A 22550-nucleotide genomic window follows, 5' to 3' on the forward strand; every position below is an offset into this window, starting at 1 on the left:
AAGCTCTGGAACCGCACAAAAATGTCAGACAGCCAACGCTTTCCCGTCGCCGCCCATGCCCTGGCCTATCTGGCCCACAAGGGGGCGTTCGATGCCGCGCACGCGGCACCCAGCGCCGTCCTGGCCGCGTCGGTCCCGACCAACCCCGTGGTCATCCGTCGCGTCACGGCCCTGCTGGCCAAGGCGGGACTGATCGCCACCCGGCCCGGAGCCTCGGGCGGATCCTGGCTGCTGATGCGGCCGGAGCAGATCACGCTGGATGTCGTGCTGAAGGCCGTCAACGGCTGTGCCCACCTGGGCTCGGCGCCCGCCGGGGCAAAGGGCTGTCCGGTCGGCGAGCATATTCCCCGGCAGGTGGGCAAGGTGCTGACCCTGGCCGACCGGGCCGCGTCCGAGGCGCTGAGCCGCATCACCATCGCCGATCTGCTGGCCGAGAACGCGCCCGCCCTCGCCGGGGTTGCCGTGCACGGAACCTGCACCGAGGTCATCCGGGCGGCTGCCCTGCTGCCCGCCTGACCTCGATCCGGCCGCGCATAGAGCCTTGGCCAGACGCCGTATCCTGATCACGGGGGCCTCCGCCGGCATCGGCGCGGCCCTGGCGCGCGTCTATGCCGAAAACGGGTGGGATCTGATCCTGACCGCGCGGCGCGAGGCGGCGCTGGACGCCTTGGCCACCGAAATCTCGGGCCGGCACGGCGTCGACGTGGCGGTGATCGCGGCGGATCTGGCCGATGTCGAGGCACCGCGACGGCTGGTCGAGGCGATCGCGGCACGGGGTCTGGTCGTCGACGGGCTGATCAACAACGCGGGCTTTTCCCGGACGACCGGCTTTCTGGCCACCGATCCGGCCCAGCACGCCGCGATGGTGCAGGTGATGCTGTCCGCGCCGGTCGCCCTGTCTCGGCGGCTCCTGCCCGGCATGGTCGAGCGCGGGTTCGGCCGGATCATCAATGTCGCCTCCCTGGCCGGACAGATGCCGGCGACCGGGGGCGACACCCTGTACGGGCCGATCAAGAGTTTCCTGATCAAGGCCTCGCAGGGTCTGTGGCTGGAGACGCGGGGGACCGGCGTCCATGTCACGGCCCTGTGCCCCGGCTATACCCTGACGGAATTCCACGACGTCAACGGATCGCGCGAACAGGTGTCCTCGGCCTATCCCGCCTGGATGTGGCAGACGGCCGACCATGTGGCGCGGGTCGCCCATGCCGCCTGCGAGGCCGACCGGCCGCGGGTCACGCCCGGGGTGATGAACAACGTCCTGGCGGCGCTGGGCAAGCTGCTGCCCGACACCGTCGCCCTGAACATGGTGGCCGGTCACGCGCGGCGTCTGAAACGGATCTGACGGCTGAGTGTTATCGTAGCTTGACTCCATGTTCGGTATTTTTTACATGACGTGAAGAATACAAAACATGGAGAGGGGCGATGCCGTATCGCGAGAAGGCCACCTGGCTGATGCTGGGGGCCATCCTGGTGTCCTATGCCGTCTATTTCGCCGTCGCCTACAGCGGCTCGATCGAGGGCCTGCCGAACCTGCGCCTGCTGGCCGTCTATGCGGCCGCGATGGGGCTTCAGCTGGCGATCCTGGGGGTCGGTCACCTGGTCATCCGCCGATCCTCGGGGCGCGAGGCGCGTGCCCGGCCCGATGAGCGCGACCGCGCCATCGCCCACCGCGCCGCGGCCCGGGCCTATTATGTGATGATGACGGGACTGGTCTTCACCGGCATCTACCTGCCCTTCACCCAGGCGGGATGGGAGATCGTGCATGCGGCCCTGGCCACCTTCATCCTGTCCGAGGTGGTGCGCTGCGCCACGGTGATCTCCAGCTACCGGAGGGGATGGCGTGGTTGAGGGGCCGATCGACAACCAGGTCCGGACCCTGCGCTTCCTGAGCGGGGAGATGACCCAGGCCGAGCTGGGCGACCGGATCGGCGTCACCCGCCAGACCATCGCCGCCATCGAGGCCGGAAAGTACGCGCCGTCGCTGGAAGCCGCCTTTCGCATCGCCCGGGTGTTCGGCAAGCCGCTGGAAGAGGTGTTCCAGTGGAAGGAATGACCCGGCTCGCTTGAGCCCGGTCGCAAATCAGGCGCTAGGATAGGGCCATGTCGAGGCACGGGCCCACGTTCGGACTGATCGGAACCGGCGGTTTCGCGCGCGAGGTGATGCCGGTGGCCCGCGCCTTCCTGCGGCACCACCCCGACCTGGGGATCGAGCCCGGTCGGATCGTCTTCGTCGACCGCGAGGCCGGGGCCCCGGTCGGCGGCGTTCCGGTGCTGTCAGAGGCCGAGTTCCTGGACCTGGACGGAGACCGGCACTTCAGCCTCGCCATCGGCGACGGCGCCGTCCGCCAGACGATCGCGGCCCGGCTGGAGGCGGCCGGGTGCCGGCCCCTGTCGCTCCGGGCGGACAACGTCCTGCTGCCCGACGATCTGGACTGCGGCCCGGGGGCCCTGTTCGCCCCGTTCAGCATGGTCACGGCCGACGCCAGGATCGGCCGGCAGTTCCAGTGCAACCTGTACAGCTATGTCGCCCATGACTGCGTGATCGGCGACTATGTCACCCTGGCCCCCAGGGTCTGCCTGAACGGCAATGTGGTGGTCGAGGACTTCGCCTATGTCGGCACCGGGGCCGTGATCCGGCAGGGCACGCCGGACAAGCCGCTGGTGCTGGGGCGCGGCTGTGTCATCGGCATGGGGGCCGTGGTGACGAAGGACGTCGCGCCCGGCGTCACCGTCGTCGGCAACCCCGCCCGTCCTCTGGAGGCTCAATGACCGAGCGGGTCTTCTTCATCGCCGAGGCGGGGGTGAACCACAACGGCGACCTCGACCTGGCGCTGCGGCTGGTCGACGTCGCGCACAGGGCCGGCGCCGACGCCGTCAAGTTCCAGACCTTCACGACCGACAGGGTCATCGCCGTCGACGCCCCCCTGGCCGAATACCAGAAGGCCAACGCCGGGGCGCCCTCGGCCGTGGAGATGCTGAAAGGGTTCGAACTGCCTCGCGCCGATTTCGCCCGCATCGCCGACCACTGCCGCGCGATCGGCATCGAGTTCATGTCCTCGCCCTTCGACCTCGAAAGCGCCGCCTTCCTGGCCGGGATCGGGATGACCAAGTTCAAGCTGGCGTCTGGCGAGATCACCCACGCGCCCTTCGTGCGCGGCGTGGCCAGGCTGGCGGCCGACGCCGGCGGGTCGGTCATCCTGTCGACCGGGATGAGCACCCTCGACGAGGTGGCCGGGGCGGTCGGCTGGATCGAGGGCGAGGGGTGCCGGGACCTGACCATCCTGCACTGCGTGTCGAACTATCCCGCCCCGGCGAAGGACGCCAACCTGCGGGCCATGGACACGCTGCGCGAGGCCTTCGGGCATCCGGTCGGCTGGTCGGACCATACGCTGGGCGACGCCGTCTCCCTGGCCGCCGTGGCGCGGGGGGCGCGGGTGGTGGAGAAGCATTTCACCCTCGACAACGCCCTGGCCGGGCCGGACCACGCCATGTCGATGGATCCGGACGGACTGGCGCGGCTGATCGCGGGCCTCCGCACGGTCGAGGCGTCGCTGGGGGACGGGATCAAGCGGCCGGTCGAGGCCGAGCGCGAGATCATGACCGTGGCCCGCCGCAGCCTGTTCGCCGCGCGCGACATCGCGGCAGGGGCTGTGGTGACCGAGGCGGACCTGATCGCGCTGCGGCCGGGGGACGGGATCTCGGCGGCGAGGCACGCGGATGTGGTGGGCCGGACGGCGGCGCGGGCCCTGCCCGCGGGGACGAAGCTGGCGCCGACCGACCTGGTCTAGCGGCTAAAGGCTCAGTGGCCGCCGGCCGGATAGGGGGCGGTCACGCCGGTGGCGAACATGCCGGGCAGGGCCTCGCCCAGACCCGCCAGGATGAACTGGATCGCCAGCGCGCACAGGATCAGGCCGAGCACCCGGACGATGATGGCCATGCCGACGTCGCCCAGCACCCGGCTGATGGGGCCGGTCGCGGCGAAGGTGACGAAGGTGGCGACCGCCGCCGCCGCGATGGCCAGAAGCCCCGCGATGGTCCCGGCATAGCCGATCTTGGCCGCCTCGCCCGCCTGGATGATGATGGTCGAGATCGCTCCCGGTCCGATCAGCAGCGGCATGGCGAAGGGCACGATCAGCCGCTTGAACCGCCGCTGGGCATAGCCGCGCACGTCCTGGGCATCGGCGAGGGCGTCCTTGTCGGCGAACATCGTCAGGAAGTCGCCGCGCGTCATGTCCAGCCCCAGCAGCAGCAGCAGGATGCCGCCCGCGATGCGGAACGCGGCCAGGGAGATGCCGAAGAACTGCAGCAGCCACAGGCCGGTGAAGAAGAAGAAGGTCAGGAAGGCGGCGATGAACAGGCAGATCAGGAACGACACCGACAGCCGCTGGCGGGCGGTGGCCCCGGCCGTGGCGGCGGCGAAGATCGGGATGTTGCCGATCGGATCGACCAGGGCGAACAGGGCCACGAACAGGTTGACCCCCAGATCGAGCGCGTCCATTCCCTGTCCCTCAGCCCATATGCCATCGCCGGTCGCCCGACGCGAACCCTCGCGTCCGGTCTAGCCGGTCCGCCGGAGCCCGTCGATGACCTCGCCCGTCCTTTCCGATCCGCGATTGATCGTCGGGCTCGACCTGCCCTCGGTCGAGGCGGCCCGAACGCTTGTCGATCGCCTCGGCGCGGGCGTCAGCTTCTACAAGGTGGGGCTGACGCTGCTGGCCCGGCCCGGGGGCGTCGCCTTCGCCCACGAACTGCAGGCGACGGGCAAGTCGGTGTTCCAGGACTGGAAGCTGCACGACATCGGGGCCCAGGTGGAGGGCGCGGCGCGCTCGGTGGCCGAGGGCGGCTGCGATCTGTTGACCGTCCATGCGGAGCCGCAGGTCATGCGGGCGGCGGTCAAGGGCCGCGGCGGGCTGGCGACGCGCATCCTCGCCGTCACGGTCATGACCAGCCTGTCGGATCAGGACCTGGCCGAGATCGGCTATTCCGCCCGGGCCGCAGACCTGGTGGAGACGCGCGTGCGTCAGGCGCTGGACTGCGGTGTCGACGGCGTCGTCTCCAGCCCCCTGGAGGCCGGGCGGGTCCGCGAGATCGCGACCGAGGCGGGCCGTCCCGACTTCCTGATCGTCACGCCGGGCGTGCGACCGGCCGGGGCCGAGGTCGGCGACCAGCAGCGCGTCGCCACGCCCGCCGCCGCCCTGGCCGCCGGGGCCACGCATCTGGTGGTCGCCCGGCCCGTGATCGCGGCATCGGACCCCGTCGCGGCCGCGGCCGCGATCGTCGCCGAGATGGCCGGAGCGGCCCGGAGCCTGATCGGCTGAAGTGGAATCGCCTTGCGATTCCGCTGATGCCGTGAATCAGGCTCCAGGAATAAGCGAGAGCTTGATCCACGCTTTCGGCGGACCCACCAAGTGGGTCCGCCTCAAACCATAGAGCTCTAGCCGCGCTCGCCCGGTTCCTGGCGATAGGGCATGCTGACCCCGTCGTCGCCGGGAGGCAGGTCGCCGTAGTAGTCCGCCGGGGGCGGAGGCGGCGGAACGTCATAGGTCACCGGCGGCGGCGCATAGGGGGCCGGTTCGTACATGGGCTCGGCATAGGCTTGCGGCGCATACTGCGGCGCATACTGCGGTTCCGGGGCATAGGTCGGCCGCGGCGCGTACTCCTGCGGGGGCGCGTAGACTGGTTGCGGCGCGTAGGTCGGCTGGACGTGAACCGGCGACGAGACATAGCCCCGGGCCTCGGCCCCATAGCTGGCCGTATACTCCCGGCTTTCGTAACTGCGGCTTTCGTAGCTGTGGGCCGAGGCGCCCTGCCGGGCGTACCCGCCGTGATAGCCGTAGCCTCGATCATCGACCGGCTCCAGCGGCGCGGCATAGTAGGGCTGGGCCACATAACGGGGGCTCTCACAGTCGCAATCCGGTCGGCCGTGACCGCCCTGATCGCGCCGGTCGTAGTGGTCGCCGCGGTCCGAATACCGGTTCCCCCGGTCGTAGCCTGCGTCGTACCCGCCGCCGCAGCGGTCGTAGCACGAGGGCGGGGGCGGAGGCGCGCCGCAGGAGCCGCAGCGATCCGTCGTCACATAGTGCCGGCCGAACCCGCGCACCGCATAGCCGAACGGCTGGCTGGGGCCATAGCCGGGACCGCGCACGACGACGGCGCCTGCGCTGCCGCCGTATCCCAGCGAATCCCAGCCGCCATAGCCGCTGCCGGAGACGATCGCCCCGCCATAGCCGCCGCCGCCCCGGATCGCCCCGACGTCATAGCCGCGCGCATTGATCACCGCGCCGGCGCTGGAATAAGCGCGGGCCGAGGCGCTGGCGCTGGCGTTCACATTGACGTTGACGTTGGTGTTGACGTTGCCGCCGCCGTAAACGGGATGGCCGCCGCCGTAGCCGCCGCCCGGATGACCGCCGCCGCCGTATCCACCCCCGGGGTGGCCGCCGCCGCAGCTGCCCATGCAGCCGCCGCCGGGATGGCCCCCGCCACCCGGAGGCCCGTGGCGGTCACTCGCCAGGGCGGGCCCTGCCAGCGCCAGAAGGGCAGCGAATGTCGAGATCAGAAGGGTTTTCACTGGGCGAGACTCCACACGTTGCGTGCAGCCTAGAGCGTCAAAACACGCTTCGGTTCCGGATGCGCCTGACGCGGGAGAGACACGTTCGCGACGTGGTTAAATCTCGCGTTTCCAGCGTCAAGCTGGCGTCTGCACCCCGGGAAAGCGGCTCGGCGGTTGTCCCCGGCCCGCCCCCTCGTTACGACAGTCCGGTCCCTCATCGAGACCGCCTCCCATGCCAGACCAGACCGACAAACAGACGTTTTCCGATCAGGAGGCCCTGGATTTCCACCGGCTGCCCCTGCCGGGCAAGATCTCGATGGCCCCGATCAAGCCCATGGCGACGCAGCGCGACCTGTCGCTGGCCTATTCGCCCGGCGTGGCCATTCCGGTGCTGGCGATCGCGGCCGACGTCGACAAGGCCTACGACTATACGTCCAAGGGCAATCTGGTCGCGGTGATCTCCAACGGCACCGCCATCCTGGGCCTGGGCAACCTCGGCCACATGGCGTCCAAGCCGGTGATGGAGGGCAAGGCCGTCCTGTTCAAGCGGTTCGCCGACGTCGACAGCTTCGACGTCGAGGTCAAGACGACCGACCCGGACGAGTTCATCACCGTGGTCAAGAACATCGGCGACACCTGGGGCGGGATCAATCTGGAGGACATCAAGTCCCCCGAGTGTTTCGTGATCGAGTCCGAACTGCAGGACCTGCTGGACATCCCGGTCTTCCACGACGACCAGCACGGCACGGCCATCATCTCGACCGCCGGCCTGATCAACGCCTGTCACATCACCGGGCGCAGGTTCGAGGATGTGAAGATGGTCCTGGTCGGGGCCGGGGCGGCGGGACTGTCCTCGCTCAGCCTGATGAAGTCTCTGGGTGTCCGGCCCGAGAATGCCACGGTCGTCGACCTGCATGGCGTCATCTACCGCGGGCGCACCGAGGGCATGGATCAGTGGAAATCCGTCCACGCCATCGACACCGACAAGCGCACCCTGGCCGAGGCCATGGTCGGGGCCGACGTGGTGCTGGGCCTGTCGGCCAAGGGCGCGATCACGCCCGCCATGGTCGCGACCATGGCCCCGCGCCCGATCATCTTCGCCATGGCCAATCCGGACCCGGAGATCACACCCGAAGAGGTGCTGGCCGTGCGCAAGGACGCCATCATCGCGACAGGTCGGTCCGACTATGTGAACCAGGTCAACAACGTGCTGGCCTTCCCCTATCTGTTCCGCGGCGCGCTGGACGTCCGGGCCCGGCGCATCAATCACGAGATGAAGATCGCCTGCGCCCACGCCCTGGCACAACTGGCCCGCGAGGACGTGCCGGACGAGGTCGCCGTGGCCTATCGCGGGCGCAAGCTGAGGTTCGGGCCCGACTACATCATCCCGACGCCGTTCGATCCGCGCCTGATCTGGTACATCCCGCCGTTCGTGGCCCAGGCGGCGATGGACACGGGCGTCTCGCGGGTGACGATCGACGACATGGACGCCTATCGCGCCCGGCTGCGCGAGCGGGTCGACCCGTCGGCCGCCCTGATGCAGAAGATCTCCTCGGCCGTGCGCGCCGCGCCGAACCGGCGGGTGGTCTTCGCCGAGGGCGAGGAATCGACCGTGATCCGCGCCGCCTGGGCCTTCAAACAGGCCGAGCTGGGCACGCCGATCCTGCTGGGCCGCGAGGACCTGATCCGCAAGAACGCGGCCGAGGCGGGCCTTTCGTTCGACGAGATGGGCATCGAGATCGTCAATGCGCGGGTGTCGGAGATGAACGACGCCTACACCGACTGGCTGTACGAAAAGCTGCAGCGGCGCGGCTATCTGCGCCGCGACGTCCAGCGGATGATCAACCAGGACCGCAACTATTTCGCCGCCGCCATGGTCGCGCGCGGACAGGCGGACGCGGTGGTCACCGGGACGACCCGCAACTTCAACATGGTGCTGAAGGAAATCCGGCGGGTTCTGGACGTGAAGGACAGCCTGATCGGCCTGTCCATCGTCCTGGCCAAGGGCCGGACGATCTTCGTGGCCGACACCTCGATCCACGAACTGCCCGATGCCCAGGAACTGGCGGACATCGCCATCCAGGCCGCGGCCACCGTTCGAAAACTGGGCCGGACGCCGCGCGTGGCCTTCCTGTCCTATTCGACCTTCGGCAATCCACCCGGAGAGCGCGGCGACAATGTGAGGGCCGCCATCCGCATCCTCGACGCCAAGGGGGTCGATTTCGAATACGAGGGCGAGATGCCGCCCGAGCTGGCCCTGGATCCGGGCCAGCGGGCCAACTATCCGTTCATGCGGCTGTCGCGCGACGCCAATGTGCTGGTCATGCCGGCTCTGCACTCGGCCGCCATCTCGACCCAGCTGGTCCAGGCCCTGGGCGGGGCGACGGTGATCGGGCCCCTGCTGGTGGGTCTGGAGAAGTCGGTCCAGATCGTCTCCCTGGGGGCGTCCGTCTCCGAGATCATCACCGCCGCGACCTTCGCCGCCTATGAGGAGGGCGGCAGCGTCGCCTTCGAGCCGGAGGACGAGGACGAGGTTCCGCACCCCAGCAAGGCGGCCGAGCGGTCGATGGCGGCGACGGCGGTGCCCCCGACGCGGTGACGGCCTAGGGCGCGGCGGCGGCGACCCGGCGCGCCTCGACCGTCAGCCGGATCCATTCGATGACCACGAAGACGATCGCGGCCACGCCCAGCCAGGCGGCGATGACGAACATGGCCGCGTACCCTTGCGCCTCGATCAGCTCGCCCAGGGCCCCGCGGCCCAGGGTGCCGATCAGCAGCGCCAGCGAGATGAAGACCGCGAACTGGACCGCGCCGAACATCTTGTTCGACAGGGCTGACAGATAGGCGACGAAGGCCGCGCCGGCGAACCCGCCGGCGATGTTCTCGCCCGTGATGGCCAGCATCAGCCGGGCGAGGGCCTCGGGGATGCCGAAGGCCCCGAACAGCGCATACAGGCCGGTCCCGGACATGAAGGGCCCGATGACCGGGGCCCCCATCGCCAGATCCATCATCAGCAGGTTGGTCGCGGCCGACAGGATGGCCCCGATCAGAAGGCTCCACATCCGGCCGATGACCAGGAGCGCCCAGCCGCCCAGGCCGATGCCGACGATGGTCATGACGACGCCGAAGGTCTTGGAGGCCAGAGCCACCTCGGCCTTGGTGTGGCCGAGCGCCCCGCCGGTGTCGCCCATGTAGAAGGGAAAGGCGAACGGCCCCCAGACTCCGTCGGTGATCCGGTAGGTCAGGATGAGGCCCAGAACCACGATCGCGCCCCAGCCTAGTCGCCCCATCAGCTCGACCAGCGGGGCCAGGATGGCGTCGTACAGGGTGTCGGCGAACCTCGGCGCGCGAACCGACTCGGCCTCCGTCGCGCCGCGGCCCTTCCACACGATCAGACCGGCGAGGGCCGCGGGCAGGATGACGGTGGCGCCGACGATCCACGGGCCCCAGGCCGCGGTGAACTCGCCCGCGCTCGGGGCCGGGCTGGTGGTCAGGGCCACGATCATGAAGTTGATCAGCATGTAGGCCGCCCAGCCCCAGGCCAGCAGGGTGGCGGCCAGAACGGCCAGACGCAGCCGGGGCGAGCCGCGGCGCTCGCGCGCGACATGGGCCTGGGACGTCGGGGTCGGCTCCGGCGCGATCAGGGTGCCGATCAGGCCCAGCCCCATCAGGACGCCGGCCGTGACGAAGACGCCGGGCCAGCCGATCGCGGTGGCCAGCAGCAGGGACCCGGCCCCGCCCGCCAGCGCCGCCGTGCGATAGCCGAGCTGATAGATGGTCGAGAGCAGGTCGATGGGCGTGGTCTCGTCGGCCACCTCGATGCGCCAGGCGTCGATGACGATGTCCTGGGTGGCGAAGGCGAGCGCGCCGAGGGCAGCGCCCAGGGCGAGCGGGCCGAGAACACCGGATTCGGGGCGCGACAGGGCGACCAGGCCCAGCGACACGCCGATGATGACCTGAAGCACCAGCAGCCAGCTGCGGCGACGGCCGAAGCGTTTGCCGATCAGGGGCGGGGTCCAGCTGACGGCGGGCGACCACAGGAACCGGAAGGCCCCGAACAGGCCGATCCAGCTGAGGATGCCGATGGTGGCGATCGGCACCTCGGCCTCGGTCAGCCAGGCGTTCAGCGTGCCGATCAGCATGGCGAAGGGCAGACCGGCCGAGAACCCCAGCAACAGCATGGCCAGGGTCCGGCGCTCGCGGAAGGCGGCCTTCAGCACCGCCAGACCCTTGGGCTTCAGGTCGGTGGCGGCCACGACGGTGGTCCCGGTCGGCGGAGTGGTCTTCGTCATGGACGGCGGCGGCCTCGTTCTCGTGCGAGCGGCCGGTCTTGCGCCGGTTCGCCCTAACCGGTCGCGACCTTGGCGCGTAAGTCTCCGGCCGTCCACCTGCTCAAAGCTGATCGCAGGGCTTCCAGCTCCAGCGGCTTGACCAGATGGTCGTTCATGCCCGCCTCGAGACAGGCCTTGCGGTCCTCGGCGAAGGCGTTGGCCGTCAGGGCGACGATGGGCGTGCAGTCACCCGTGGCCCGGATGGCCCGGGCGGCGGCGGGGCCGTCCATGACGGGCATCCGCATGTCCATGAAGACGAGATCGTAGCGGGCGCGCTTGCAGGCCGCGACCGCCTCCGCGCCGGTGGCGGCGGTTTCGACCACGCAGCCCTCGCGACGCAGCAGGGTCTTGGCCAGCAGGGCCCCGACCGGGTTGTCCTCGGCCAGCAGGATGCGGGTGCCGGCGAAGCGGACGGGCTGGACGCGGTCGTCCTCCGGCGCGGCCAGACGCGGCACGCCGGGCAGGGCCTCGGCATGCTGGGCGGCCTGGACGCGCTCGACCAGCGAGGCCCGCCGCAGCGGCTTGATCAGATAGCCGGCGAAACCGACCCCGCGATAGCGGGCGATCAGATCGCGTTCGGACGGCTTCAGCAGGATGATGCCGCGTCCGCCCTCGGGCAGGGCGGCGAGGGGCAGGCCGGTCCGGACGGTCTCGGCATGGTCGACCAGGGTCACGGGAGCGAGGTCGCCGGCGGGCCAGGTCGAGCCGCCGCTGGCCACGATCTGGGCCTCCGCGGCCGCGCGGACGAAGGCATCGGGGCTCCGGACCGCGACGGGCAGGCCGTCCAGCGGGCGGGCGCGGGGCGTGGCGTCGGGGGCCGCGTCGAAGGCGGCCTCGAACCGGAAGCGGGATCCGCCGCCCGCGCCTGTGTCGGGGCCGGCATCGGGGCGGTCCTCGACGGTGACGGCCCCGCCCATGGCCCGGGCCAGTTTCTGGACGACCGCCAGACCGAGTCCGGCCCCGCCGTGGCGGGTGGCGTCCGAGGCGTCGACGTGGCCGAACTCCTCGAAGATGCGGGCGCGGGCCTCCGCCGGGATGCCCGGGCCGGTGTCGTCGACGACGAAGGCCAGGGTCGGACGGGTGTCGCTGCCGCCGGCGCGTTCGACGGAGATGCGAACGCCCCCCTGGTCGGTGAATTTCACGGCGTTTCCGGCCAGGTTGAACAGCACCTGCCGCAGCCGGCCCTCGTCAGCCAGGATGTCGGGCGCATCGGCCGCGACGGACCAGACGATCTCCAGCCCCTTGTCGTGGGCGCGTGGGCTCAACAGCTCCGCCACGCCGCGGACCAGCCCCTCCGGATCGACGGGGGCCAGATCGAACTCCAGCTTGCCGGCCTCCAGCCTTGCGTAGTCGAGAAGGTCGTTGACCAGACCCAGCAGGTGTTCGGCCGAATCCCGCGCGGCCTCGGCATAGGCGCGCTGGGCCCCGTCCAGCCGGGTGCGGGTCAGAAGCCCCAGCATGCCGATCACGCCGTTCAGGGGCGTGCGCATTTCGTGGCTCATCAGCCGCAGGAAGGGATCGGCTCCGGCCGGCGAGGCGCCGCCGGACGACCGTTCGACCGCTGAGCCCGTCTTCGTCCGCCGTGCCATGCCCGCCTCCAACCGGGGCGGACTGTGCCGGGAAAAGCGTTAACGCGGGGTCTATCGCCCTACCAGGCCGGCAGCGCCGCCGGCCCGCCCCGCACGCCCCCGGCCTGGCGTTCGAAATCCCCCTGGGCCCCGACCGTCGTGCGCCGGTAGATCAGGGCCTCGGCGATGTGGCGGCGGAGCACGCCGGTCGCGCCTTCCAGATCGGCGATGGTGCGGGCCAGACGCAGGGTCCGGGTCCAGCCGCGCGCCGTCAGGCCCCCCGCCTCGCCCGCGCGCATCAGCAGGGCCCGGCCGGCCTCGTCGGGCGTGGCGAAGCGTTCCAGCACCTCGCCCGAGGCGCGGGCGTTCAGGGCCTGCGCGGGATCGAGACCGGCCTCCCGCACCCGGTCCTCCTGCATGGCGCGGGCGACGGCGACGCGGGCGGCGACCTCGGCCGTGCCTTCGGCAGGGCCGGGCAGGGCCATGTCGGCGGCGGTCACCGGCGGGGTCTCCACCGTCAGGTCGATGCGGTCGAACATCGGGCCCGAGATCCGGTTCTGATAGTCGCGCTGGCACCGCGGAGCCTTGCCGCACGCCCCCTTGCCGGGGCCGCCGACACCGCATCGGCAGGGGTTCATGGCCGCCACCAGCTGGAACCGGGCCGGATAGCGGACGTGGGCGTTGGCGCGGGCCACGACGATCTCGCCCGTCTCCAGCGGGGCCCTCAGGCTGTCCAGCGCCTGGGCGGAATATTCGGGCAGTTCGTCGAGGAACAGGACGCCGTTGTGCGCCAGCGAGGCCTCGCCCGGCTTGGCGCGGAGCCCGCCGCCGGTCAGGGCCGCCATGGAGGCCGAATGGTGCGGGCTGCGGAAGGGTCGGTCGCGGGTCAGGGCCCCGCGCTCGATCAGGCCGGCGACCGACCAGACCATGGAGGTCTCCAGCAGTTCGGTCGGCGTCAGGGGCGGCAGCAGGCCCGGCAGGCGTTGCGCCATCATCGATTTTCCCGAGCCGGGCGGGCCGACGAACAACAGGTTGTGGCCCCCGGCGGCGGCGACCTCGAGCGCCCGCTTGGCGCTTTCCTGGCCCTTGACCTCGCGCAGGTCCGGCACCGTTGTGCCCGACCGTACCGGTCCGGGTTCGGGCGCGCGCAGGATGGTCGTGCCCTTGAAATGATTGATCAGGCCGATCAGCGACCGGGGGGCCAGGATCGAGACGTCGCCCGCCCAGGCCGCCTCGGGCCCGTTGGCTTCGGGACAGATCAGCCCCAGCCCCATGGCCGAGGCGGCCACGGCGGCGGGCAAGGTGCCGCCGACCGGCTGGATGCGGCCGTCCAGCCCCAGCTCCCCCAGCGCCGCCCAGCCCTGCAGCGCGTCGGGCTGGATCACGCCCAGGGCGGCCAGCAGGGCCAGGGCGATCGGCAGGTCGAAATGACTGCCTTCCTTGGGCAGGTCGGCGGGGGCGAGGTTGGCGATGATCCGCTTGGCCGGCAGGGCCAGGCCTATGCCCGCGAAAGCCCCGCGCACCCGCTCGCGGCTCTCGGCCACCGCCTTGTCGGGCAGGCCGACGATGGAGAAGATGGTCGGGCCCTCATTGCCGACCAGTTGCACCTCGACGGCGACGCGGCGGGCCTCCACCCCTTCGAAAGCCACCGTCGCGATACTGGCCAGCATGGGTCCGCTCCACAGTTCGCCTAGAACGAAACATGAACTCGGGTGTTTGGCAACCGACGGTATCTCGTTTACAAACTCCGACGTGTAAAAGCGTCACGGGCAAGGCTGGCGGCGTAGACTGCGAAATACGCAAAAGACGCCAAACCGCCGATCTGGTTTCGCCCCTCGCTCATGTCAAAAATTCGAGGTGCTTCAACGACGAAGGCGAACACGAGCAACCCCGCCGGCGGAAACAGCCACGCCAGCCTGTAAGCCAGAGACGGTTTTGGAACACGCATATGGAAACGATGGCTGATCAACCGTTGGTTTTCAACTTCGCCTCGATCACGTCCCACAGGATCGCCGCCGCGTCGATGCCGGTGAAGTCCTTGAGCTGAACGGCTCCCGTGGGCGACGTCACGTTGATTTCGGTGAGGTAGTCGCCGATCACGTCGATGCCGACAAACAGCAGGCCCTTTTCCTTCAGAGCCGGGCCGACGATGGCGCAGATTTCCAGGTCGCGCGGCGTCAGTTCGACCGGCGCGGCCGTGCCCCCGACCCGCAGGTTGGACCGCACCTGACCGTCGGCGGGGACGCGGTTGATCGCCCCGACAGGCTCGCCGTCGATCAGGATGATGCGCTTGTCGCCCTTCGACACCGCCGGGATGAATTTCTGGATCACCAGGGGATCGCGCGACCCGGCCATGTGGATCTCGATCAGGGCCTCCAGGTTCGGATCGCCGGCCTTCAGCCGCACCACGCCCGATCCCGCCGCGCCGTGAAGGGGCTTCAGCACCACGTCGCCGTGCCGTTCGTGGAAATCGACCAGGGCGACCGGGTCGGCGCTGATCAGGGTCGGCGGCTGGACGCCCTCGAAATGCGTGGCGAACAGCTTCTCGGGCGCGGAGCGGACCTCGGCCGGGTCGTTGACGACGAGGGTGCGGGGATGGACCGTCTCCAGCAGGTAGGTGGCCGTCACATAGGCCATGTCGAAGGGCGGATCCTGTCGCATCAGGATGACGTCGACGTCCTTGTCGAGGTCGAGCTTCACCTCGTCGCCGAGCGTGACGTGGTCGCCGTGGACCTGGCGGATCACCACCGGGCGGGCGCGGCACGACAGGCTGCCGTCCTCCAGGGCCAGGGTGCGGAAATCATAGACCCACAGCGGATGGCCGCGCTGCTGCGCCTCCATCATCAGGAAGAAGGTGGTGTCCGAGGCGATGTTGACCCCCTCGATGGGGTCCATTTGTACAGCGACGCGCAGCATGGGTTTTCCGTCCTTCGTCGATCAGTCGACGGCCGGCATGGTGCCGGCGTTGATGGCGATGCGGCCGATCAGGCCCTTGACGATCAGGTCCAGCGGCTGGCCCTCGCGATAGTCGGCGGCGGCCACGAAATTCACCCGGTCCTCGGAGATCAGACTGTAGATCTTCTTCTGGTCCTTCTCGGAGTTCCGCGGGTCATAGACCGCGATCGAATAGCCGCCCTTGGTGTGCATCATCTTCATGGTCGGGACGTCGGTGTCACCGTCGCCCAGGAAGATCATCCGTTCGAACGGAACGGCCCGGTCGTCGTCGGGCACGAACTTGTTGATCCGCTCGTGGTCCCAGTGGTTCAGCACGCCCTTGTTGATGCGGAACAGGTACTGGGTCTTGGTCGTGTAGTTGACCCCGACGGCCGGCCAGATCGCCACGCCCTGGGCGTCATAGGCGAATTTGGACGCGAACACGTGGTGGAAGGCGTCGCGGATCGGACAGCCCTCGATCATCTCCTCCAGCCCGGCCGAGATGATGTAGTGGTCGATGTCCAGGCCGTATTTCGCGCCGATGGCGTCGATCCGGTCGAACCAGCCCGGGCCGGTCAGGTCGGACTTCAGCCCGTCGAACAGCTTCACGTCCTCGCCGTGCTCGCGCAGGGTCTTTTTGGTGATCGGCGTGCCGTTCTCGCGGGCGCGCTGCAGCATCAGCTGCATGTACATCAGGATATTGTCGCCATCGGCCGACTTGGTCAGCCGGTCCGCCTCGCCCCAGAAGTCGCCGATCCCCATGCCGACGGAGGGGATGAAGGTCACCTCCTGCATGTTCCCACGCGCCAGGGTGCCATCGAAATCGTAGATCAGGGCGGTCTTGAGGAGAGGTTTGTCGGCCATGGGGCCTCCGAATGGCAGTAGGCAGTAGGCAGTAGGCAGTAGGGGCGTTGGGCTCAAGCCACAACGCGTCGCCCATGTCCTCTACTGCCTATTGCCTATTGCCTACTGCCTACTGCCTCACCCCAGCGCCAGTTCCGGCACCAGGGCCGCGCCCGTCGGCTCCAGCGGCAGGTGCAGGATGAAGGCCGCGCCCTTGCCGGGTTCGGATTCCACCTCGGCCCAGCCGCCGTGCAGTTCGACCAGCGCCTTGACCAGGGCCAGACCCACGCCGGGACCGCCGCGTTCGCGCTTGACGAACCGGTCGAACACCAGGGCCTGAAGGTGATAGGGGATGCCGCGCCCGGTATCCTCGACGCGGATCCGGACCTCGGTGCCGTTCAGTTCGGCCTTCAGGGTGACGGCCCCGCCCTCCGAGACCGACCGGGTCGCGTTCTCCAGCAAATGATCCACGGCCTGCATCAGCCGCCGCGCATCGGCCCGCACCGGGGGCAGGTCGGTCGGCACCATGGCCTTCAGCGTCGCGCCACGGCCCTCGATCCGGGGCCGGTGGCGCTCCACCGCCTCGGCGAAGAGGTCGCGGATGCGCACGTCCCCGACCGACAGCTCCATTTCGCCCGCGTCGATCTGGGCCATGTCCAGCACGTCGTCGATGGACCGGGCCAGCTGCCCGGCCGCGATGCGGATGGCCCCCGCGTGCTGGCGGCTGCGCTCGGGCAGGCCCTCCAGGCTTTCCAGCAGTTCGGAATAGCCGACGATGGTGGTCAGGGGCGTCCGCAGCTCGTAGCTGACCGAGCCGACGAACTCGCGCTTCAGGGCCTGGCTTTCCTTCAGCGCCGCCTCGCGCTGGGCCAGGGCCTGTTCCAGCTCGCGCCGGGCGGTGACGTCCGAGAAGGCCACCAGGGTGGCACCGTCGGGCAGGGGCCGGGTCTGCCAGGCGGCGATCCGGCCGTCAGTGGTGCGGCCCTCGCCCTGCACCGCCACCCGGCTTTCGGGGTCGGGATCGGCGACGCGCGCCTTCAGTCCCAGCCACAGGGCGGCATCGGGCAGGGCGACCTTGCACAGCTCGGCCACCGCGTCGAAATCGCCCGCGGCTTCCAGACGCTCGGCCGAGACGGCCCAGAAGGTCTCGAACGCCTCGTTGTGCAGCCGCAGCCGTCCGTCCGAGCCGAACACCGCCACCGCGTCGTTCAGCTTGTCCAGCGTCGCCGTCTGGACCTGCAGCTGGGCATTGAAGCGGCTGCGCAGGGACAGCTCGCCCGTGATGTCGGAGAAGATCAGCAGGATGCCGCCCAGCGGGTGCGGCTGGCGCACGACCCGGAGGGTCCGCCCGTCGGGCAGGGACCAGCTGTCGTCCGGGGCGGCCTCGGTCGCCTCGTAGAACTCGAGCTCCTGGGCCTTCCAGCCGGCGTAGTCGATGACCTCGGGCAGCATCCGGCGCTGGCGCAACCGGTCCAGCAGCTCGCCGTGCGTCGGCCGCTCGTTCAGCCAGGCGGGGTCGAGATTGAACAGGGTCTGGAAGGCGGTGTTGTGGAAGGCCAGCTTCCGCGACGGACCGAAGATGGCGACGGCGTCGGCCAGGTGGTTCAGCGTCTCGTCATGGGCCGTGACGTGACGGCGCAGGGTGTCGCGCGTCTCCTCGGCCTCGGTCATGTCGATGGCGAAGACCAGCACCGGGCCGCCAACGCCCGCCAGGGGCTCGGCCATGATCTTCCAGGCGCGCCGTCGCCCGTCGCCCGCGGTCCAGCGGAAGCCTTCCTGTCGCACGCCCATGCGCGAGACCTCGGCCGCCAGCTGGTCGGCCCCGCGATCGAATACGGCCCCGGCCTCGCGGGCCTCTTCCAGAGAGGGCGCGCGGACCTCGGTCAGCCAGGCGTGGTTGGCCCAGACCAGCTGGCCCTGACCGTCCACCACCCATGTCGGGGACGGCGAGGCGTCGGCGATCAGTCCGGCGCCCAGCCCGCCCGGGGCCTCGCCGGGGACGACATCCGATCGCTCGGCCGGCACCAGATGCGACAGACCGATCCAGGCCTCGCCGCCGAAGGGACGGCCCTGGACGCGCCAGTCGCCGTCGCGAAGATCGAAGGCCTGGCCCTCGTCCAGCAGCAGACGGACGGCCTCGGGATGCCGCGCGTTCAGCGCCTCGGCGAGGCCGACGGCCGCGTCGCTGCTGTCGTCGGACGCCAGCCCGATGCGGGCGGCCTGGATGTGGGCGGCGTCGCCCACCACGACCGGCATGGCGTCGCGGACGAGGCTCAGCCGCACGTCGCCGAAGGCCGCCACCGCGGCATCGCGCGTGACCGCCACGGTCTCGGCCGAGCGCAGCCCCTGCTCAATGATGGATTCCCGTCGCGTCAGGGCGCGTTTGAGCCGCCAGGCCCAGGCGCTGACGGCCACCGCCAGCCCCGTCGCCCCGGCCGTCGCCACAAACGCGATCTCGGCTCCGTCCATTCGCTTCCACCCGCCGATTCGATTCGCCAGCATAGCCTGATTTCCGCGATTGCGCGGAAGGCCTGCAGAACCGATATCCGCAGCATGTCACAGACTGCCCCTGCTGCCGAATGGACCGACCGGACGGCCCCGACACTGGACGACTTCGCGGCCATCGCCCGCGCCGCCTTCGACGCCCTGCCCGAACCGTTCCGGTCGGCGGCGGGCGAGGTCGTGCTGCGCATCGACGACTTCGCCGACGAAGAGACGCTGGCCTCGGTGGACGTGGAGGATCCGTTCGAACTGACCGGCCTCTATCACGGCGTGGACATCGGCCGCCGCGATAGTCTGGGGCCTGCGGCCGAGCCGTCGCGTGTCTTTCTCTACCGCCGGCCGATCCTGGACGAGTGGTGCGAACGGGGCGATATCGGCCTGTCGGACCTGATCGCCCACGTCCTGATCCACGAGATCGGCCACCATTTCGGCCTCAGCGACGACGACATCCACGCCATCGAGGACGACGACTAGCCGCCGGCGCGCAGACGCCCCTTGAGGTCGTCGATCCGCCGCGAGGCCTCGGCCTTCGACAGGTCGGCGGCGAAGGCCGAGGGCTCGTCGACCTCTTCCGACAGGGTCTTCAGATAGGAGGCCTGGGCCCCGGTCATGGGATCGTCGCCGGACACCCAGTCGGCGGGGTCCTTTTCGGTATTGGTCGGGGGATCGGGGTCGAGCTTGGGATTGGGGTCGGTCATGGCGTGCTCCGGAAATCGAGTTGCCATAATGTTCCGTCCGGCGAGTCCGTTCCCGATCGCCTGAAACGCGAGAGGCCCCGCTGCCGTCCGGCAGCGGGGCCCCCCGGGTCGTGGGGTCGTGACCCGGTCTACTGGATTTCGCGGACCTCGACCGGCAGGCCGAGGTTCTCCAGCTGCGGCCGGACGGTCGCAGCATCGCCGACGACGACCCAGACGAACTTCGACGGATCGATCGCGGCGCGGGCCGCGGCGTCCAGCTGTTCGGTCGTCAGGGCGCGAGTGCGGCTGGCGATCGTCTCCTGGTAGTTGTCGGGCCGGCCGTAGAGCGCGTTGGAACGCAGCGCCCCCAGCAGCTGGGCCGAGGTCTCGTAGCTGCCCGCCAGCCCCCGCGTATTGCCGTTGATGGTGCGCGTCAGCTCGGCGGGCGTGACCCCCTGGGTGCCCAGGAAGGACTGGTACTGGGTCATCAGGGCGGTGATCGACTCGCCGGTCCGGTTGGCCTGCACCGGCGCGTTGACGATGTAGGGGATCTGGTGCTCCAGCGCGTTGATGTTGCCGCGCACGCCGTAGGACCAGCCCTTGGTCTCGCGCAGGTCCGCATTGATCCGCGACAGGAAGTCGGTCCCCAGGACCGCATTGGCCGTGTTGATCGTCAGCAGGTCGTCCGTGCCGGTCAGCGGCAGGACCTGACCGCCATAGATCAGCGACTGCGGCGACTGCGGCCGGTCGATCAGCACGATCCGGCCCGTGGTCGCGGGCACGGCGGCAGCGAAGGACTTGGTCCCGGCGGCCGTCGAGGGGGGCGTCCAGTCGCCGAAGGCGGTGTTCAGCTGGGCGGTCACCTCGGCCAGGGGCAGATCGGAGACCACGAAGATCGTCGCCTTGTCCGGGCGGATCCAGGTGTCGTGTTCGGCCTGCAGCTCGGCGCGGTCGAGGCCGGTGATGGCGGCCTCGGTGCCGCTGCCGGTGAAGGAGCGGCCATAGGGGCTGGCCTCGCCGTACAGCAGGGGCGGCAGGGCGCGCGCGGCGATGGCGGCGGGATTGGTCTTCTCGCTGGCCAGGGCGGCGATGCGCTGGGCCCGCAGACGCCCGACCTCACCTTCGGCGAAGGTGGGACGGCGCACCACGTCGGACAGCAGGGCCAGCGACGGGGCGAGGTTGGTGGTCACGGCCGTCAGGCTGGCGGCCGAACGGTCCATCGAGGCTCCCAGGTTGATCGAGGCCCCCAGTCGCTCCTGCTCCTCGGCCAGCTGCGCGGCGGTCCGGCCGCCCGCGCCTTCGTCCATCAGGTCCAGCATCAGGCTCTGGGCCCCCAGGGCGTCCGGCTTGTCGGCGGCGAAGCCCGCATCGAACTCCACGGCCACGCGGGTGACAGGGACGGTGGTCGACCGGGCGTAGACGACCTCGATGCCGTTCGAAAGACGTGCGCGTTCCACCGTCGGGAAGTCGAGATCGGACACCTGGCCGACCTGGGGCATCGGGTCGCGCGCGACGCGCTGGATCTCGGCGGCGGGGACGGGGGCGGCGCCGGACGGGGTGGCGGCGGCTTCCGTATAGGCTTCGCGCTCGCCGGGCTCGACCGTGATGTTCAGGGCCGGGCGCGACAGCCAGCGGCCGAGGGCGTCACGCACCTGCGCCGGCGTGACCGAGGCATAGGCGGCCAGCTCCGTCTTGTACTTGTCCGGGTCGCCCGAATACAGCTGGCCCTCGGCCAGGACCGAGGCCTTGCCGTTGACCTGCTCGAGGCCCTGGATTCGCCGGGAGACGTAGCTGGTGGCCACGCGCGCGACCTCCTCCTCGGTCGGACCGTTGGCGATCAGGTCGGCCAGGATCTGGTCGAGGCGCGCGTTGACGGCGGCCACGTCGCCGCCCGGCTTCACGTCCACGTTGATCTCGAAGATGCCGAGGCGGTGGTAGGCGGCGTTCGACGCGCTGACCGAGACGGCCGTCTGGTCCTTGCGGACCAGTTCGTTGTCGAGCCGCGACGACGCCAGTCCGCCGAGGATGGAGGCCCCGACGCTCAGGGGCACGGCCTGGTCGTCGTTCAGGCCCGGGACGACCCAGCTGCGCGTGATCCGGGTGTTGGCGACCCGGTCGTGCAGGGTCAGGTCGATCGGCGCGGCCAGGGTCGGCACAGCGGCCTGGGCGGGTTCGTTGACCGGACCGCGCGGGATGGCTCCGAAATACTTGTCGACCAGGGTGCGGGCGGTCGCCTCGTCGATGTCGCCCGACAGGACCAGCACGGCGTTGTTCGGACCGTAGTTGTCGCGGAACCAGTTGCGCACGACCTCCAGGCTGGCGGCGTCCAGATCGGCCATCGAGCCGATGGCCGAGTGGCGATACGGGTGACCTTCAGGGAACAGGTTTTCCAGCTGGACATACTGGACCAGGCCGTAGGGCTGGTTGTCGCGCTGGCGCTTCTCGTTCTGTACGACGCCGCGCTGCAGATCGAGCACCGGCTGTCCGACCTGGCCAAGCAGATAGCCCATCCGGTCGCTTTCCATGAACAGGGTCGTCTCCAGCGCCGGGGTCGGCACGGTCTGGAAGTAGTTGGTGCGGTCGAACCAGGTGGTGCCGTTCAGGCTGGTGGCGCCGACGCCGCTCATGACCTGCAGATAGCTGCCGGGATTGTTTTCCGATCCGCCGAACATCAGGTGCTCGAACAGGTGGGCGAAGCCGGTGGAGCCCTGCGGCTCGTCCTTGGAGCCGACGTTGTACCAGATCGACACCGCCACGACGGGGGCCTTGCGATCGGTGTGGACCAGGACCGTCAGGCCGTTGTCCAGGGTGAAGCGCGACCACGGAATGTCCACGCGCGCGACCAGATCGGCCACGGGCGCCGCCTGCAGCGGCGCGGCCTGGACCGGCAGAGTGGCGGACGCGGCGGCGGGCGCGGGCTCGGATCCGGCGGCGAACACGGGGGCGGCCGGGGCGATCACGGCCATGATGGCGGCCAGCGAGACGAGGCGAAGACGCATGAAAACGGTCCTTTTTTGACGGGCGGCGCAAACCTTAACGACGACGGGCCTTCTGGCAATCTCGACCGTCCAAACATGGACAAAGAGTCACAAATGTCGGTGCGGCTACGCTCGACGCGCGGCGTCTCGCTGCTTGAGCCGCATGT

The 22550-nt window shown here is 69.9% G+C and carries 19 protein-coding genes; 9 read left to right on the forward strand and 10 right to left on the reverse strand.

What is annotated here, in order from left to right:
• The first annotated feature begins 21 nt into the window (after window positions 1-21).
• From BRESU_RS02510 to neuB, 6 genes are all read left to right on the forward strand, one after another.
• The gene (locus BRESU_RS02510) at window positions 22-516 is read left to right on the forward strand and encodes an Rrf2 family transcriptional regulator (protein ID WP_050762451.1); all 495 of its coding nucleotides are present in this window, start codon (window positions 22-24) and stop codon (window positions 514-516) included.
• A gap of 25 nt (window positions 517-541) precedes the next feature.
• Window positions 542-1342 (forward strand): SDR family NAD(P)-dependent oxidoreductase, encoded by an 801-nt coding sequence (locus BRESU_RS02515; RefSeq protein ID WP_013267921.1) that lies wholly within the window; start codon window positions 542-544, stop codon window positions 1340-1342.
• A gap of 80 nt (window positions 1343-1422) precedes the next feature.
• Window positions 1423-1848 carry a hypothetical protein gene (locus BRESU_RS02520; protein ID WP_013267922.1) on the forward strand — a complete coding sequence of 142 codons (426 nt, stop codon included), beginning with the start codon at window positions 1423-1425 and terminating at the stop codon, window positions 1846-1848.
• Window positions 1841-2053, forward strand: a complete 213-nt coding sequence (locus BRESU_RS02525) for a helix-turn-helix transcriptional regulator (RefSeq protein WP_013267923.1) — start codon at window positions 1841-1843, stop codon at window positions 2051-2053. Before BRESU_RS02520 ends, BRESU_RS02525 begins: the two co-directional genes overlap by 8 nt.
• Before the next feature lie 47 nt (window positions 2054-2100).
• Window positions 2101-2769 carry an acetyltransferase gene (locus tag BRESU_RS02530; protein WP_013267924.1) on the forward strand — a complete coding sequence of 223 codons (669 nt, stop codon included), beginning with the start codon at window positions 2101-2103 and terminating at the stop codon, window positions 2767-2769.
• Window positions 2766-3788, forward strand: coding sequence for an N-acetylneuraminate synthase (gene neuB, locus BRESU_RS02535; RefSeq protein WP_013267925.1), 1023 nt, complete (start codon window positions 2766-2768; stop codon window positions 3786-3788). The genes BRESU_RS02530 and neuB overlap by 4 nt, the downstream gene beginning before the upstream one ends.
• Before the next feature lie 11 nt (window positions 3789-3799).
• Here neuB and BRESU_RS02540 read toward each other — a convergent pair whose 3' ends face one another.
• Entirely contained in the window at window positions 3800-4498 is a 699-nt protein-coding gene (locus BRESU_RS02540) for a MarC family protein (RefSeq protein WP_013267926.1), read from the reverse strand.
• Window positions 4499-4583: 85 nt separating this feature from the next.
• Between BRESU_RS02540 and pyrF the strand changes: the two genes are divergently transcribed.
• On the forward strand, window positions 4584-5318 hold the full coding sequence (pyrF, locus tag BRESU_RS02545) for an orotidine-5'-phosphate decarboxylase (RefSeq protein WP_013267927.1): 735 nt from the start codon (window positions 4584-4586) through the stop codon (window positions 5316-5318).
• A 116-nt stretch (window positions 5319-5434) separates the two neighbouring features.
• Here the strand turns inward: pyrF and BRESU_RS16750 are convergent, their stop codons facing one another.
• Window positions 5435-6568: a hypothetical protein gene (locus BRESU_RS16750; RefSeq protein ID WP_013267928.1), complete on the reverse strand. Its 1134-nt coding sequence runs from the start codon at window positions 6566-6568 to the stop codon at window positions 5435-5437.
• Between the two features lie 214 nt (window positions 6569-6782).
• Between BRESU_RS16750 and BRESU_RS02555 the strand changes: the two genes are divergently transcribed.
• A complete protein-coding gene (locus BRESU_RS02555; protein ID WP_013267929.1) occupies window positions 6783-9149 on the forward strand; it encodes an NADP-dependent malic enzyme in 2367 nt (788 codons plus the stop codon).
• A gap of 4 nt (window positions 9150-9153) precedes the next feature.
• Here BRESU_RS02555 and BRESU_RS02560 read toward each other — a convergent pair whose 3' ends face one another.
• The 6 genes from BRESU_RS02560 to BRESU_RS02585 form a co-directional block, all read right to left on the reverse strand.
• On the reverse strand, window positions 9154-10842 hold the full coding sequence (locus BRESU_RS02560; protein WP_013267930.1) for an AmpG family muropeptide MFS transporter: 1689 nt from the start codon (window positions 10840-10842) through the stop codon (window positions 9154-9156).
• 53 nt (window positions 10843-10895) lie between these two features.
• Window positions 10896-12470 carry a response regulator gene (locus tag BRESU_RS02565; protein WP_013267931.1) on the reverse strand — a complete coding sequence of 525 codons (1575 nt, stop codon included), beginning with the start codon at window positions 12468-12470 and terminating at the stop codon, window positions 10896-10898.
• A gap of 59 nt (window positions 12471-12529) precedes the next feature.
• Window positions 12530-14119, reverse strand: coding sequence for a YifB family Mg chelatase-like AAA ATPase (locus tag BRESU_RS02570; RefSeq protein WP_013267932.1), 1590 nt, complete (start codon window positions 14117-14119; stop codon window positions 12530-12532).
• 295 nt (window positions 14120-14414) lie between these two features.
• Window positions 14415-15365, reverse strand: a complete 951-nt coding sequence (gene gshB, locus BRESU_RS02575; RefSeq protein WP_013267933.1) for a glutathione synthase — start codon at window positions 15363-15365, stop codon at window positions 14415-14417.
• A gap of 21 nt (window positions 15366-15386) precedes the next feature.
• Entirely contained in the window at window positions 15387-16247 is an 861-nt protein-coding gene (locus tag BRESU_RS02580) for an HAD family hydrolase (RefSeq protein WP_013267934.1), read from the reverse strand.
• 117 nt (window positions 16248-16364) lie between these two features.
• The gene (locus BRESU_RS02585; RefSeq protein WP_013267935.1) at window positions 16365-18728 is read right to left on the reverse strand and encodes a sensor histidine kinase; all 2364 of its coding nucleotides are present in this window, start codon (window positions 18726-18728) and stop codon (window positions 16365-16367) included.
• A gap of 51 nt (window positions 18729-18779) precedes the next feature.
• Between BRESU_RS02585 and BRESU_RS02590 the strand changes: the two genes are divergently transcribed.
• Window positions 18780-19202, forward strand: coding sequence for a metallopeptidase family protein (locus BRESU_RS02590; protein WP_013267936.1), 423 nt, complete (start codon window positions 18780-18782; stop codon window positions 19200-19202).
• On the opposite strand, the gene BRESU_RS02595 is transcribed toward BRESU_RS02590, so the two are convergent.
• Complete coding sequence (locus BRESU_RS02595) at window positions 19199-19426, reverse strand: DUF3072 domain-containing protein (protein WP_013267937.1); 228 nt, start codon at window positions 19424-19426, stop codon at window positions 19199-19201. The two genes, BRESU_RS02590 and BRESU_RS02595, sit on opposite strands and share 4 nt — an antisense overlap.
• 128 nt (window positions 19427-19554) lie before the next feature.
• The gene (locus BRESU_RS02600) at window positions 19555-22404 is read right to left on the reverse strand and encodes a M16 family metallopeptidase (RefSeq protein WP_013267938.1); all 2850 of its coding nucleotides are present in this window, start codon (window positions 22402-22404) and stop codon (window positions 19555-19557) included.
• Window positions 22405-22550 lie beyond the last annotated feature (146 nt).

Source organism: Brevundimonas subvibrioides ATCC 15264, from assembly GCF_000144605.1.
Classification (GTDB): Bacteria; Pseudomonadota; Alphaproteobacteria; order Caulobacterales; family Caulobacteraceae; genus Brevundimonas; species Brevundimonas subvibrioides.